General features: G+C 61.7%; 12 protein-coding genes. 6 read left to right on the top strand and 6 right to left on the bottom strand.

Going from position 1 to position 14,170, the window contains the following annotated elements; translation table 11 throughout:
- Positions 1–225 precede the first annotated feature (225 nt).
- The 3 genes from KIH76_RS01635 (at position 226) to KIH76_RS01625 (ending at position 3,305) form a co-directional block, all read left to right on the top strand.
- Positions 226–1,215 carry a zinc-binding dehydrogenase gene (locus KIH76_RS01635; protein WP_214374844.1) on the top strand — a complete coding sequence of 330 codons (990 nt, stop codon included), beginning with the start codon at positions 226–228 and terminating at the stop codon, positions 1,213–1,215.
- A 121-nt stretch (positions 1,216–1,336) separates the two neighbouring features.
- Complete coding sequence (locus KIH76_RS01630) at positions 1,337–2,032, top strand: DedA family protein (RefSeq protein ID WP_214374843.1); 696 nt, start codon at positions 1,337–1,339, stop codon at positions 2,030–2,032.
- A gap of 229 nt (positions 2,033–2,261) precedes the next feature.
- Entirely contained in the window at positions 2,262–3,305 is a 1,044-nt protein-coding gene (locus KIH76_RS01625; RefSeq protein ID WP_214374842.1) for a zinc-dependent alcohol dehydrogenase family protein, read from the top strand.
- A 116-nt stretch (positions 3,306–3,421) separates the two neighbouring features.
- On the opposite strand, the gene glnA is transcribed toward KIH76_RS01625, so the two are convergent.
- From glnA to KIH76_RS01605, 4 genes are all read right to left on the bottom strand, one after another.
- Complete coding sequence (gene glnA / locus KIH76_RS01620) at positions 3,422–4,858, bottom strand: type I glutamate--ammonia ligase (RefSeq protein ID WP_163229209.1); 1,437 nt, start codon at positions 4,856–4,858, stop codon at positions 3,422–3,424.
- A gap of 258 nt (positions 4,859–5,116) precedes the next feature.
- Positions 5,117–5,932 (bottom strand): DUF4191 domain-containing protein, encoded by an 816-nt coding sequence (locus tag KIH76_RS01615; protein ID WP_219068941.1) that lies wholly within the window; start codon positions 5,930–5,932, stop codon positions 5,117–5,119.
- 99 nt (positions 5,933–6,031) lie between these two features.
- Positions 6,032–7,582: an FAD-dependent oxidoreductase gene (locus KIH76_RS01610; RefSeq protein WP_338023528.1), complete on the bottom strand. Its 1,551-nt coding sequence runs from the start codon at positions 7,580–7,582 to the stop codon at positions 6,032–6,034.
- A gap of 200 nt (positions 7,583–7,782) precedes the next feature.
- Positions 7,783–8,403 (bottom strand): DUF3043 domain-containing protein, encoded by a 621-nt coding sequence (locus tag KIH76_RS01605; RefSeq protein WP_214374840.1) that lies wholly within the window; start codon positions 8,401–8,403, stop codon positions 7,783–7,785.
- 103 nt (positions 8,404–8,506) lie between these two features.
- Here KIH76_RS01605 and KIH76_RS01600 point away from each other — a divergent pair, with 103 nt between their 5' ends.
- Both KIH76_RS01600 and KIH76_RS01595 read left to right on the top strand, forming a co-directional pair.
- Positions 8,507–9,874 (top strand): dipeptidase, encoded by a 1,368-nt coding sequence (locus KIH76_RS01600; RefSeq protein ID WP_214374839.1) that lies wholly within the window; start codon positions 8,507–8,509, stop codon positions 9,872–9,874.
- 504 nt (positions 9,875–10,378) lie between these two features.
- A complete protein-coding gene (locus KIH76_RS01595) occupies positions 10,379–11,140 on the top strand; it encodes a hypothetical protein (protein ID WP_214374838.1) in 762 nt (253 codons plus the stop codon).
- Here KIH76_RS01595 and KIH76_RS01590 read toward each other — a convergent pair whose 3' ends face one another.
- Positions 11,141–12,262, bottom strand: a complete 1,122-nt coding sequence (locus tag KIH76_RS01590; RefSeq protein ID WP_214374837.1) for a sensor histidine kinase — start codon at positions 12,260–12,262, stop codon at positions 11,141–11,143.
- A 15-nt stretch (positions 12,263–12,277) separates the two neighbouring features.
- The gene (locus KIH76_RS01585; RefSeq protein ID WP_214374836.1) at positions 12,278–12,970 is read right to left on the bottom strand and encodes a response regulator transcription factor; all 693 of its coding nucleotides are present in this window, start codon (positions 12,968–12,970) and stop codon (positions 12,278–12,280) included.
- A 493-nt stretch (positions 12,971–13,463) separates the two neighbouring features.
- On the opposite strand from KIH76_RS01585, the gene KIH76_RS01580 reads away from it, so the two are divergent.
- Positions 13,464–14,156 (top strand): hypothetical protein, encoded by a 693-nt coding sequence (locus KIH76_RS01580; RefSeq protein ID WP_214374835.1) that lies wholly within the window; start codon positions 13,464–13,466, stop codon positions 14,154–14,156.
- Positions 14,157–14,170 lie beyond the last annotated feature (14 nt).

The following is a 14,170-nucleotide window of genomic DNA, read 5'->3' as shown; positions in this document are numbered from 1 at the left end:
CATGGCATGCCGTACGGCCCGGCGATTCTCGCAAATACCCGCAACATCTCCGTATATTCATGTGGTGAACAAGGACGTCGGCGATTTCGCATCCTTATCCATTCGGCAAGACCGGTATAGTGGCAGAAGAATGTTTCAGCTTGTGACTACTCCTCAGTCTCGCTGTGCGAGCCAGCTCCCCTGACAAGGGGAGCCGAGGAAAGGAACCGACGACAAGGAGGGCCAATGAAGGCCGTATATGCAGCAGGCGTCAACGCCGAACACCCGCTGGACGCACTCGCGGTGGGCGAACGCCCCGAACCCGAGCCACGCCCGTTCTGGTCGACTATCTCGGTCAAGGCCGCGACCATCAACCATCACGATCTGTGGAGCCTCAAAGGCGTGGGACTGGCCGCCGAACAGACCCCGATGATCCTCGGCACCGACGCGGCCGGTATCCTCGACGACGACATCCCCGTGCGCAAGGGACTCAAGGCCGGTAGCGAAGTCGTGCTGTACACGGTCGTCGGCACCGACAACGCGGGCGTCATGCCCGGCGAACGCCGCACGATCCTCTCCGAGCGCTATCAGGGCACGATGGCCGAGAAGACGCAGGTGCCGAGCGCCAACGTGTTCGCCAAGCCCGACAACCTGAGCCTCGAGGAGGCCGCCGCGCTCGGCACGAGCTGGCTGACCGCCTACTCGCTCGTGTTCACATCCGCGAACGTCAAACCCGGCGACACGATCCTCGTGCAGGGCGCGGGCGGCGGCGTGTCCACTGCGGCCATCCAGCTCGCGCATGCGGCCGGACTCGAGGTGTTCGTCACCTCGCGCGACGCCGGCAAACGCGAGCGTGCGCTCGGCCTCGGCGCGGACGCGGCATTCGAGCCGGGCGCGAGACTGCCGCGCAAGGTCGACGCGGTCATCGAATCGGTCGGCGCGGCCACGTGGAGCCATTCGGTCAAATCGGTGCGTCCCGGCGGCACGATCGCGATCTGCGGTGCGACGACCGGCGACCAGCCCGGCGCCGAACTCACCCGCATCTTCTTCCAGGACATCCGCGTGCAAGGCACCACGATGGGATCGCGCGACGACTTCGCGCGGCTGCTGCGGTTCGTGGAACACGCCGATTTGCATCCGGCGATCGACTCGACGTATGCGCTCGTCGACGCGCCGGCCGCATTCGCCAAGGTGGCGGGCGGCGACGTGTTCGGCAAGGTCGTGCTGCGCGTGTGATCCGACGCGCGTCAACGGATACGGTTCGGCACGTGGGACGGTGACGGACGATCCTCGCCACGCGTCGCGCGTGTCGCGTCGGTTAGCGTTGCCTAAGCGGGCGCCCCGTAGCGTGAGGGTCATGATCACAGAACCCCTCACCATCGCGGCGCCCGCGCTCGCCATCACGTCCTGCCCCGTCGATACCGGCGGTTTCATCGGTGCGATCACCAACTGGCTCGTCGGCCTCATGACCGTCATGGGCGGTCTGGGCACTGGCGTGGCCGTCTTCCTCGAGAATCTGTTCCCGCCCATCCCCAGCGAGGTCATCCTGCCGCTCGCCGGCTTCACCGCGGCCCAAGGCCATATGACGCTCGTCGAGGCGATCGGCGGCGCCACCGCCGGCTCGGTGGTCGGCGCGTGGGCGCTGTACGGCATCGTCTACGCGATCGGCGCGGAACGCATGCGCCGCCTGTTCGCGCTACTGCCGCTCACCGACGCGTCCGACATCGACAAGGCGAACGCATGGTTCGCCCGCTACGGTTCCGCGTCGGTGCTCATCGGCCGCGTCATCCCGATCGTGCGCAGCCTCATCTCCATCCCCGCCGGCATCGCGCGCACGAACCTGCTGCGGTTCACGCTGCTCACCGCCTTCGGCTCGCTCGTATGGAACACGATCCTCGTGATGGCCGGCTACCTGCTCGGTTCGAGCTGGTGCAACATCCTCGGCTTCCTCGACCGGTTCCAGGTCGCGGTCGCCGCGATCATCGTCGTGCTGGCCGTGTGGTACGTGATCGTCAAGATCCGCTCGCGCGCCGCCGCAAGCCGCCGCGCCTGACCGCCGCGCCGCCGGCCGGTCATCCCGACCATTGTCACCACCACGACTCAAGCCTCCCCATCGTCCCCGTCTCCTCCTCTTCCTTCCTTACCTGATCCGATCCGAACCGAACCGAACCGACCATGCGGCCGGGCCCGGCGTGTCGCCCGCTTTACTTCAAGTGCTTGAACTTCCTAGCGTTGAAGGCGTTCGTGAAACCAACGTTCGACCATCAACTAAGGAGATTGATATGAGCGCGATGATGAAAGCGGCGATCTTCGTCGAACCCGGCCGCATGGCCGTCGAAGAGGTGCCGAAAGCGGCGCTGGAGGCCGACACCGACGCCGTGGTGCGCGTGGTGCGCGCCTGCGTGTGCGGTTCCGACCTGTGGTATTTCCGCGGACTGTCCGACCATCCGCGCCACGCGCAGATCGGCCATGAGTCGATCGGCGTGGTCGAACAGACCGGCTCCGCAGTTGAATCCGTCAAGCCGGGCGACTTCGTGGTGCTGCCGTTCCCGTACAGCTGCGGCATCTGCCCGGTGTGCAAGGCCGGTTTCGAGTCCGTGTGCCCGCACGGCGGCTATTTCGGCGCGAGCCAGGCCGAATATGTGCGCGTGCCCGAGGCCGACGGCACGGTCGTCAAGGTGCCTGGTTCGCCGGACGACTACGACGACGCGACGCTCGCCTCGCTGCTGACCATCGCCGACGTGATGTCGACCGGATACCATGCCGCCGTTTCCGCCGAAGTCAAGCCGGGCGACACCGCCGTGGTGATGGGCGACGGCGCGGTCGGCCTGTGCGGCGTGCTGTCTGCCCACATGCTCGGAGCGAAGCGTATCATCGCGATGAGCCGGCACGAGGACCGTGCGGCCGTCGCCCGCGAGTTCGGCGCGACCGACATCGTCGCCGAACGCGATCAGGCCGCGGTCGATAAGGTGCTGGAGATGACCGGCGGCTACGGCGCCGACGCGGTGCTCGAATGCGTCGGATCGAAGCAGTCGTTCGACACGGCGATCGGCCTGATCCGCCGCGGCGGCGTGATCGGCCGCGTCGGACTGCCCCACAACGTGGAAATCAGCGCGCAGGGCACGTTCTACGGCAACATCGGCATCAAGGGTGGCCCGGCCCCGGTGCGTCACTATGATCTGGCGTCCGGTCTGCTCGACGCGGTGCTCAAGCACGAGATCAACCCCGGTCGCGTGTTCACCGGCGAATACGATCTCGACCACATCCAAGATGCCTACGAGGCGATGGACCAGCGCAAGGTCATCAAGTCGCTGATCCGCTTCTGACACACGCGTGCCACGGACGTCGCCGCCCATCAACGGACGGACGCTGGCACATACGGGAAGACCCCGGCCGATATCGAATCGGTCGGGGTCTTCTGCAAGCGATCTGAATCCGAAGATCAGATGTGGAAGTACAGCTCGTACTCCAGCGGGGTCGGGGCCAGACGGGCCTGATCGATCTCGCCGCGCTTGATGTCGATCCACGTCTCGATCAGGTCGTCGGTGAACACGTCGCCGGCGGTCAGGAAGTCGTGGTCGGCCTCAAGGGCGTCCATCGCCTCGGCCAGCGAGCTCGGGACCTGCTTGATGCCCGCGTGCTCTTCCGGCGGCAGCTCGTAGAGGTCCTTGTCGACCGGCTCCGGCGGCTCGATGTGGTTGAGGATGCCGTCCAGGCCAGCCATGAGCTGGGCGGAGAAGGCCAGGAACGGGTTGCAGGACGGATCCGGAGCGCGGAACTCGATGCGCTTGGCAGCCGGGGAGGTGCCGGCCAGCGGGATACGGATGGCGGCGGAACGGTTGCGGGCCGAGTACACCAGGTTGACCGGGGCCTCGAAGCCCGGAACCAGACGGTGGTAGGAGTTCAGCGACGGGTTGGTGAAGGCCAGCACGGAGGAGGAGTGCTTGATCAGGCCGCCGATGTACCAGCGGGCGATGTCCGACAGGCCACCGTAGTTCTTCTCATCGTAGAACAGCGGCTTGCCGTCCTTCCACAGGGACTGGTGGCAGTGCATGCCGGTGCCGTTGTCGCCCGCGAGCGGCTTCGGCATGAAGGTCGCGGCCTTACCGGCGAGAGCGGCGGTCTCGTGCACGACGTACTTGTACTTCATCAGGTCGTCGCCTGCGTGCTGCAGGGAGTTGAAGCGGTAGTTGATCTCCTGCTGGCCGGCGCCGGCGACCTCGTGGTGGGAACGCTCGAGGATCAGGCCGACCTTCTGCAGGTTGGCGACCATGTCGTCGCGCAGATCCTGGGTGTGGTCAATCGGCGGAACCGGGAAGTAGCCGCGCTTGACGCGGTTCTTGAACGCGATGTTCGGGGTGCCGTCCTCTTCGGTGTCAAGACCGGTGTTCCACGGGGCCTCGATGGAGTCGACCTCGTAGAAGGAACGCTGCATGGAGTTCTCGTAGCGCACCTTGTCGAAGATGAAGAACTCGGCCTCCGGAGCGAAGGACGCGGTGTCGGCGATGCCGGTGGACTTCAGGTAGGCCTCGGCCTTGCCGGCGACCTGACGCGGGTCACGCGAGTACGGTTCGTCGGTCAGCGGGTCGACGATAGAGAAGGCCACGTCGAGGGTCTTGTGCTTGCGGAACGGATCGACGAAGGCGGTCGTGACGTCCGGCACGAGCTTCATGTCGGACTCGTTGATGGCCTGGAAGCCTTCGACGGAGGAACCATCGAACGGCATGCCGTCGGTGAACGCGTCCTTGAGGAACTCGCTCGCCGGCACGGTGAAGTGCTGCTGCACGCCGATCAGATCAGTGAAACGGACGGAGACATACTCGATGCCTTCCTTGTTGATAAGGGCCTCGGCGTCTTCCTTGGACTTGAGTTCGGTCACGGGACCGCTCCTTTCGTGAAGTTACTTACAGGCTTACAGTCTAGGAATGTGCGTTTCGCCCGCTCGTCGTTTCGGTTACGAGAATGTTTCGAGACGGCGAATCAGGGACGTTCGGTCGGCCTGTGCCGCGGAATGACGCGATTGCCGTGTTACGGCATGTTACGTAAGCGACCGTTTGCGTGTTCGATTAATGAGATCAGGAATGAAAAAAGGGTTGCGATCGCAATGATCGCAACCCCTGAAAAGTCGGCCTCAAGCTCAGCGGCCGCGCATGGCGCGACGGCTCGCGCGCTGCGGACGCGTCGGGTCGATGCCCTTCGGGATACCGTAGCCGGCGCGGGTCTGCAGGGTGTCGAGACGCTTGTTGAGCGTGTCCAGCTCGCTCTTGGTAAGGATGAAGCGCGTGGTCGGCTTGATCTTGTACCACATCGTGTCCCACCAGCCGGTCGGCTTGGACTTGGGCTGGTACGCCTTCTGCTTGACGACGGTCTTGCGCAGATCCTTGAGACGGGTCTGGTTCGCGCCGGTGCCCACGTAGATGCGGTAGACCGGGATCTGCGAGCCGGCGGTGACGCCCTTGATGCTGGCCTCCTGGCGGTTCATCGCGTTCTTGACGCGGTTGTAGTCGCCTTCGCCGAGCAGGTAGATGCCGTTGTATCCGGTGCCACGCCAGATCATGTCCTTGGTCTTCGGATCGACCCACACCGGCTGCTCCGGGAAGTTGAAACCGGCCTTGTTGATGTTCTTGAGCACGGCGACCGCAGCGCCCGGACGGCCCTCGATCTTCGCATAGCCGACCTTGTCGGCGCGGTTGGTGAGCAGCATGGTGCCCAGCAGCATGGAAAGCATCACGGCGGTGATCATGAGCAGAATCCACGAGATCACCGACCAGTGGAACACGATGCCCAGGATGATGAACAGCACGACCGGCGCGGCGAGCGTCACGCTGATCATCCACGGCAGCGACTTGTCTTCGGCGGCCGTGTACTGGTAGATCTGCTTGATCTGGTTGACGGTCGTGGACATGCGCGCGAACATGCCGTTCTTCTTCGGCTTCGCTTCCTTCTCAGCCATGTAATTCCTCACCTTTCAAAGGTTGACACACTATCTCACCACTCTACCAGCACCGTTACCCCGACATCGCCGTGCCGTCGGGGTAACGGTGCCGTGCCGTCAGCGCGTGTGCAGCGGCCGTCCGTCGGCCTTGAGCAGCGCCTCGCCGAGCGTTTCGGAGAATGTGGGATGCGGGTGGACGAGACGGGCCGCCTCGCTCAGCGGCACCCGGTTGCCGACGATCTGCTCGGCCTCCGCGATCAGGTCGGAAGCCAGCGGCGAGACGATGTGCACGCCGAGCACGACCGGCGTATCCGGATCAGCCTCGTATGCACCCGACACGATCGACAATGAGCCGGCCGAACCGGACATGAGCATTCGCGCGTTGCCGAGCATCGGATACACGGTCTCCGTCACGGATTCCAGGTCGTCGCGCGCCTGCGCCTGATCGAGCGTCAGCCCTACGCTCGCCGCCTCGGGCGAGGAGAACACAACCTGCGGCACGCTCGTATCGTCCACCGGCTTCGGGTCGAGCCCCGCGATCGACTCGGCCACGACGATGCCCTGCTCGAACGCGCGATGCGCCATCGCGGGGCCTTCGGTGATGTCGCCGAGCGCCCACACGCCGGGCAGATTCGTGCGACCGAAGTCGTCGGTGACGACCATGCCGGCATTATCCAGCGTAAGTCCGCTGCGCGTTATCCAGTCGGCGTCGGTGATCGGGTCACGGCCGATCGCGGCCAGCGCGATCTCGCCCCACACCGTCAGCTGTTCGGACTGATCGGCACCAGCCTGCCGCGTGTAGTGCACGGTCGCGCCAAGGTTCGCGCCGGTGTCGACCTGCGTGACGGCCGTGTGCGTGACGATCTTCACGCCATGCCGCTTCAGTTCGCGCGTGAGCGTCACCGACGCACGCCGGTCCCAGCCTGAGAGCACGCGGTCCTTGCGGATGAGCAACGTTACGTCGCAGCCTGCCGTCGCCCACATCGACGCGAACTCGAGCGCGACCGCACCTGACCCGATGACGACCGCGCTGGCCGGGAACTCGTCGAGTTCGAGCGCCTGCGTGGAGTCGATGAGCGCTCCGCGGAAGTCGATGCCCGGCAGCGGACGCGGACGCGAACCGGTCGCGACGACGACGTCGGATGCTTCGATCATGACGGTCGGCTCAAGCGGTTGCGGGACGCCGGCCTTGACGAACCGTTCGACCGGGGAGCTGTCGCGGCCAGTGACGGTGAGCGTGTGCCGGGCGGGGGAGGAGGATTGCGTTGCATCGGCTGGTGTCGTGCCGGCCGGCGCGGCATCATCCAGTCCGGTGACTTCGCCGTGGAAGACCGTCACGCCGCGGTGCGCGAGCAGTCCGGCCAGGCCCTTGGTCATCGTGTCGACGATGTGCAGACGATAGTCGTGCAGCCTGCCGAAGTCGATGCCATCGACCGACGCGTTCACGCCGAGCTCGGCCGCGCGATGCACGGTATCGATCGTGTGCGTGGCGGTGATAAGAGCCTTCGACGGAATGCAGCCACGGTTGAGGCACGTGCCGCCGAGCGTCGCGTCGCGTTCGACCAGCGCGACCGAGCGCCCCAGCTGCGCGGCGCGCAGCGCGGTCGAATAGCCGCCCGGACCCGCCCCGACGATCGCGATGTCAAATTGTTCCACACGCTGTTCCACGTTGTGCCTCCTTGCCGATTTCTTGGCCCCCTCGGCTGAGGGGGGCTGTCAGCGAAGCTAACTGGGGGAGCGTCGAAGCCCTGGTACGTTCCGAAGCTTTTGGCTACCCCTCAGTCAGTCGAAGACTGACAGCCCCCCCCTTAACAAGGGGAGCCGAGAGTTGATAAGAAAAATGGCTCCCGTAAAGGGAGCCATGACGATCACTCGGGGAAATGCCCGCGCTTGGGATAGCGCGGCTTCGGCAGCCGCCAACGGCGCACCTGAATCGCGCGGCTCCACGCGTACGAGCCGGAACGCATGCCGCGGGCGACGGAACGCTCGCCGAACTTCTCGACCAGCTTCACCTTGAGCTTGCGCCACATCAGCCACACATCGATGATCACGGCGAACAGGTACACGTACATGAGGATCATGAGCGGCAACGACAGCTGCGGCGCCACGGTCGTCACCAGAATCGACGCGAACATGATCACCACGGCCACCGGGATGAAGAACTCGCCCAGGTTGAAACGGGCGTCCACGTAATCGCGGATGTAGACACGCCACGGCAGACGCTCGGCCTTCGGCATATGGGCCACGTCGCCCTTCTGCATCGCCTCGTACTCGGCGTCCTCACGGGCGCGAAGACGGGCCTTGGCCTCCTTCGCGCTGGCCTTGCGGTCGGCCGGCACCAGCGGGCGGATGTTCTGCGCCTGGGCCTGCTTCATCTTCGGAGTCGGACGGCCCTTCTTCTCCTGCGGGGACTTCGCGGGTTCGGCCTTGGCCTGCGCGTCCGCGGGCTTGTCGGCCTCTTCCTTCTTCTTGAACGGATTCCATGTCATGTCAGCCCACAGTACGGCCACGCCTCGACGCCGCCGGCCCGCCGACGAGACCGCTACAATGGCTTGAGACATACCGTTTGCACGCACTATATAAAGGAGCATCATGGCATCAGTCACCGCCGATGAGATCCGTTCGCGCGTCGAAGCCGACTTCGGCCGCATCGTCGATCTGCTCGGACGCAAGATCGCGCTCAAATCCGTCTCCGCACAGGGCATCACTGGCGAGCATATGAAGCGTTCCGCCGAATTCGTGGCCGAGGAGCTGCGCGAGGTCGGCGTCGACGCGAAGGTCGTCCAGTCGCACAATCCGGACGGCACGCCCGGCGCATGGGAGGTCATCGGCTCGCATATCGTCGACCCGGCGGCCCCGACCGTGCTCCTGTACGCGCACCACGACGTGCAGCCCGTGCCGGACGCGTCCGCGTGGGACACCGACCCGTTCGTCGCCACCACCGTCGGCGACCGCCTGTACGGCCGCGGCTCGGCGGACGACGGCGGCGGCATCGCCATCCACTCCGGCGCGCTCAAGGCCCTGGGCGACGATCTCAAGGTGAACATCAAGGTGTTCATCGAAGGCGAGGAGGAGATGGGCTCCGCCAGCTTCATCCCGTTCATCGAAGAGCACAAGAGCGACTTCGAGTCCGACGTGATCGTCGTCGCCGACTCGGGCAACTGGTCCGCGGAAATCCCGTCCCTGACCACGTCCCTGCGCGGCAACACCGGCGTGGACGTGACCGTGCGTTCCCTGACCCACCCGGTCCACTCCGGCCAGTACGGCGGCCCGATCCTCGACGCGAACACGCTCGCCGCGATGCTCATCGCCTCCATGTACGACGCCAACGGCGACCTCGCCATCCCCGGCGTGCTCGCGCAGGAGCCGGTCGGCGGCCTGCAGCAGGACGTGGACGAGGCCGGCGTGCGCGCCGACGCGGGCGTGGTCGACGGCTACCGTCTCGCCGGCACCGGATCGCTCGCCTCGCGACTGTGGACCAAGCCGAGCATCACCGTGATCGGCTTCGACGCTCACCCGGTCGAAGGCTCGTTCAACGTGATCGCCCCCGAAACCACGTTCCGCCTGTCCCTGCGCACCGCGCCGGGCCAGCGCCCGGAAGAGGCGCAGGCCGCGCTCGCGGACTTCCTACGCGCGCACGCCCCGTTCGGCGCCGAGGTCGAGGTCAAGCCCACCGACAACGGCATGGGCTGGGCGATGGATCCGAACGCGGAGGCCACCAAGGACGCGCTCGAGGCCATGCGCGAGGCGTTCGGCGTGGAGCCGATCAACCAGGGCCAGGGCGGCTCCATCCCGTTCATCCCCGAACTGCAGCGCATCTTCCCGTCCGCGCAGGTGCTCGTCACCGGCCCGGAGGACCCGAAGGCCAACGCGCACAGCCCGAACGAGTCCATCAGCCTCTACGGTTTGAAGCACAACGTCATCACCGAGGCACTCCTGCTCGCCAAACTCGGCAAGTAGACGGTGCCCGGCTGGTTGTGGGGCAAGTCGTGCAACGAAGCAGTGACTTGCCCCGCAACCGGCCGTTGTGGCAGGACCGAAGCTTGGTCCGGTTGCCGATCGGCGAAGCTACTCATATTGTGTAGATGGCTTCTTATATTAATGTTGTTTGTATTGTATTCTTAATTTTAGGTAAAGCCCACAAGGCATGTCGAAGCAATGTTGCAAGCGCGGTACCAATTGACAGCAATATAGTTGCACGCTATACAGATATTTGAGAGTAAAGGTTTGCTATGAAATTCCGCATAAGCAAAACTTCGGACGTTATCTTCAGACTTTCATGTATTAGATTCCGATAAGCCAGTATTAATATAAAATCTGGATGAGCTTTATAAATTCTATATATTTAGGGTTCCGACAGTCTTTGCTGATACTGGCTTATTGGAATCATTGTTAAAGATAAACCATTTGTAATATTCCACGTGCGGATGAATAAATACTTTATTGTAAATGATGGGGAAGCAGATGAGCAGAATCATATCTCTTTTTGGGATTGGAATGCTGACATTTTGGATGATAACGGGGTTGTCGGCATGTTCTGAACCGGCAGATATGGACGGCGAAAGGCAGACTGTGAATATGGAGAACCCGCAGCCTTCTGCATCACCGCAGGATGGAAACAAAGGGGAGCAGATGACGGATGGCATGAAACTGGCGTCCTCTGCGGAATCATTCGTATCCAGTCAGCTTGAGGGAGGACTGGCGAACGATCCTCCGATGGCCGATTCACAGCGGGCCGTGCTGGAGCGGGCGTTGGATAACGGGGGGAAGATTACGGTCGCCGATTATGAGCGAGTGTGGTCGGACTTCTCGCAATGCATCGTGGATCGGGGATGGACCAAACCGATACTGATCCATTATCCGAATGGGATGGTCAGTGTCGCATCCGTGGATATCAGCGGGTTGAGCAAGGCGCAGGACAAGCGTCTGCAGCGGGATACAGGGGAGTGCTCCGCGTTGTATTCCGGGTGGGTGAACACCACGTATGGCGTGCAGGTCGGCAACTCTTCATTGTGGATGGACATCGATCAGGCAATCGTGGACTGTTTGCACCGGGAGAATCTGGTGCCAAAGGAGTATTCACTGGAAACATACCAGAAGGATCGTTCCGCAAGCGAAGGAGAGTCATCGGTCGATTTCTCTGATATGCATGTGCGGGGGTGCATGGTCGCCAATGGTTCGGTATCCGGCGGTATGGACGATCCGGTGTGGGATCCGATGGGATAGTCAGGCGGGAATTTGCGCGAAGGTGACCCATTCGCCGCCGTTCCGTTCGCAATCGAGAACGCCGCCGATGCGTTCGATGGACTGGCGGTATTGGACGATGCCGTGACCGTCGGTGAGATCGTCCTGCGATGCGACGGTGTTGCACTCGGTGATTTCGATACCTCGGACGTTCCAGACTACGGAAAGCTCGTACGATTCGTTTGGATTGCCGTGGCGGATGATATTGGCGTAGATTTCGCGAATGAGCCCGATCGCGATAGTGCGTCGGCCGTCAGGAAGTGCTGCGGCGTCATCATCCACGTTGAAGGTGCATCGTCCGTTGAATCCGGCATCATGCAGACGCTGCTCATTGTCGTCTATCAATCGGCGTATCGATACGGCCACGTCGGACCGTGGCTGTTCGTTGGCGTCGTCATTCGTGCTCGCCAACTGTTCGATCACACGGTGTACATCCGTCAGTGCTTCCATCGCATATCGTTCGACGGCTTCCCATTGCTCGCGTTCCTGTGATCCGATTCGTATTTGCCGCTGAGCCGTGCGCGCGATGAGCGACAGATCGCCGGTGACGGAATCATGTATCTCCTGAGCGGCATGATTATTGGCTTCCATGATCTGTTCGCGATGCCTGAATCGCTCAGTCTGCAGCCGGTGTTGGAACGCCTCTTCTCGCCAATGCAGCGCTCTCCCGGCAAATGCGGCGAAGAAGAACATCAGACCGAAGAAGAACATGCTTTCCCGGCCTACATCGCGAGGAGTCGGCAGCTGCATCATGACGTATTGCGCGAGACATGCGCACACGACCGTCGCGCAAATGATACCAGCGGAACTGTGATAGGCGATAAGACCGATGGCGAGCAGCGAGGCCCACATCGTGGTGGGGCCGCTTCCGGACAGCATCGTCACTAGAATATCGACGACGAAGATGCAGCAGCTTGCCGGAATGGGGAACGGAATCGTCAGGGCGATGGCGCTGCCGGCAACAAGGGCGAGTATCGTGTCGAGCATGCCGTGTGGTGGATACTGCGACCATTCCCAGACGAACAGCAGCAACACGAAGAGGGAAAGCAGCGCGCGTACCCGATAGATCCGGTATCGGGAAAGCGAGGCGATGATCATGTTCATATCATTTCCTGATGGTCAGCAATCATTGCGGTTCATCCATAAGGCCACAGCCTGCCGGGAGCTTCGGGCGCCGAGTTTGGTCATGATGTTCTGCATATGTTTTCGTACCGTGGCTTCGGATATGCCGAGCGTTGTGGCGACCTCTGCGTCAAGCAGTCCCTCGTTCGCAACGAGGTCGATGATCTCCGCTTCCCTGATGGTCAAAGCAGGTTGCGTGGACTGCTCATGAGTGATGCGAATATGGGCCATTTTGGGGGATTCAAATCCGTTTTGCACTTGTCCGGACAGTAATGCGGCTGCGGCATTGAGTATATCATTTTCGTTGTTTTTGCTGACTATGCCCTGCCCTCCCGCGCGCTGAACCTTATATGTGTATCTCGGCAAGGAGAAACTGGTGATGGCGAGAATCGCGGTATTGCCGGAGACTCTGCGAATTCGTCTGATCACTTCCGGTCCCTGCAGCCCTTCCAAGGACATGTCGAGCATGAGCAGATTCGGCATGGTCTCGGTTTGTGAGCATAATTGTACGGTTTCACTGCCGTTCGCAGTGGTCCATATCACCGAAGATCGAGCAAGTTGTTCCTTGATCAACGTTCGCAGGGAGGCCAACGATCGCGGATCGTTGTCAACGATGGCTACTCGTCGGTAATACACAGGTGGTTGGCTGTCTGCCAGCCAGAGTGACGACGCTTGCGGCTGCCGAATCATGCCACGCCGACGTTGTCAGGATCTTTTGCCGCACCACCACCACAGATATGGCGGACAGACGACGAAGAGGCTGGCGGAATATGCGGTTTCGAGCGTGCTGGGGCTGCTGTTGGTTGGTGCCGTCGTACCGAAGGACAATGCAATCGTTAGCAGAGCAATGAGAAACTTTGACACGATATCCTCCTAGATAGGTTTGTGACATTATATGGCGGAGGTTGTTCCCGAGCAAAAGGCCAGTACTGCATTTGTGTATGAACCACGGCGATGCCCTCTATTATCTCTACACAAAAGCAGTAGACGATGGGTTGCGTATCGCACATATCTTGTCAAACAATATATGGGTCGAAACAATCTCGAAGGAAGAGGTTTCTCATGAATATCCGTAAAAAATCTTTGCTGCGAGGAGCTTCCATAGGTATACGTTGAGGTCTACGGCGGTAAGACGTATGTGAATGATCTCGCGGATTACTCGTTGCTATGAGGAATGGTGATTATGAGGAATGACCTTGGCTCATGTACAGGACGAGTGATCGTCCTGTACATGATGTGTATGATACTGCTTTTTTCCGGTTGCGGGGAAGGCGCGACTGTTGCCGATGACGATGGCAATGCCGCGCCTTCCGGAAAGTTGGCATCGTCGCTTTCCTCATATATCGAAGGATTTGCAGATATGCCCGATCTTTCTGATTTCCAGCGGGACATACTGCGCCGTGCATTGAAGTCAGGAAGCGTGTCGACTTCTGACTATGAGCAGGCATGGTCCGGATACAAGACCTGCATGGTCGGCAAAGGATACACCGGATTAAAGCTCATCAAGTATTCCAACGGTATGTTTGCCGAGGCCGCGCGTTCGGCGGGAACCGAGGCTCAGGAAAAGAAATACGAGCAGGATTCCGGTGAGTGCTTTGATGAGTACATCTCCTACGTGGACGACGTGTACGGGGTCCAACAGGGTAACCCGAATCTTTACGAAAACATAGAGGACGGGTTTGTGGATTGTCTGCATCGCAATGGTCTGGTTCCTAGAACCTATTCGCGCGAAGATTATGATGATGAACATAAGCGCGACGACGGACAAAACGATCCATATTCATTTGACCGAAGCAATCCCGACGTGCAATCGTGCGAAGTCGCCAACAACATGTTGTCGTATCGTCCCGGGGACGACAAAGAGCAATTGTGGTGAGGGTGAATCCATGC

The organism is Bifidobacterium simiiventris, assembly GCF_019331715.1.
Taxonomy (GTDB): Bacteria; Actinomycetota; Actinomycetes; order Actinomycetales; family Bifidobacteriaceae; genus Bifidobacterium; species Bifidobacterium simiiventris.
The sequence above is the reverse complement of the archived record's forward strand: the minus strand, read 5'-3'. Positions and strand labels throughout refer to the sequence as shown.

Excerpts from the sequence above, each read along its gene's own strand:
- KIH76_RS01635 (WP_214374844.1), top strand. The coding sequence starts at position 226 with ATGAAGGCCGTATATGCAGCAGGCGTCAACGCCGAACACCCGCTGGAC.
- KIH76_RS01630 (WP_214374843.1), top strand. The coding sequence starts at position 1,337 with ATGATCACAGAACCCCTCACCATCGCGGCGCCCGCGCTCGCCATCACG.
- KIH76_RS01625 (WP_214374842.1), top strand. The coding sequence starts at position 2,262 with ATGAGCGCGATGATGAAAGCGGCGATCTTCGTCGAACCCGGCCGCATG.
- KIH76_RS01615 (WP_219068941.1), bottom strand. The coding sequence starts at position 5,932 with ATGGCTGAGAAGGAAGCGAAGCCGAAGAAGAACGGCATGTTCGCGCGC.
- KIH76_RS01605 (WP_214374840.1), bottom strand. The coding sequence starts at position 8,403 with ATGACATGGAATCCGTTCAAGAAGAAGGAAGAGGCCGACAAGCCCGCG.
- KIH76_RS01600 (WP_214374839.1), top strand. The coding sequence starts at position 8,507 with ATGGCATCAGTCACCGCCGATGAGATCCGTTCGCGCGTCGAAGCCGAC.
- KIH76_RS01595 (WP_214374838.1), top strand. The coding sequence starts at position 10,379 with ATGAGCAGAATCATATCTCTTTTTGGGATTGGAATGCTGACATTTTGG.
- KIH76_RS01590 (WP_214374837.1), bottom strand. The coding sequence starts at position 12,262 with ATGAACATGATCATCGCCTCGCTTTCCCGATACCGGATCTATCGGGTA.
- KIH76_RS01585 (WP_214374836.1), bottom strand. The coding sequence starts at position 12,970 with ATGATTCGGCAGCCGCAAGCGTCGTCACTCTGGCTGGCAGACAGCCAA.
- KIH76_RS01580 (WP_214374835.1), top strand. The coding sequence starts at position 13,464 with ATGAGGAATGACCTTGGCTCATGTACAGGACGAGTGATCGTCCTGTAC.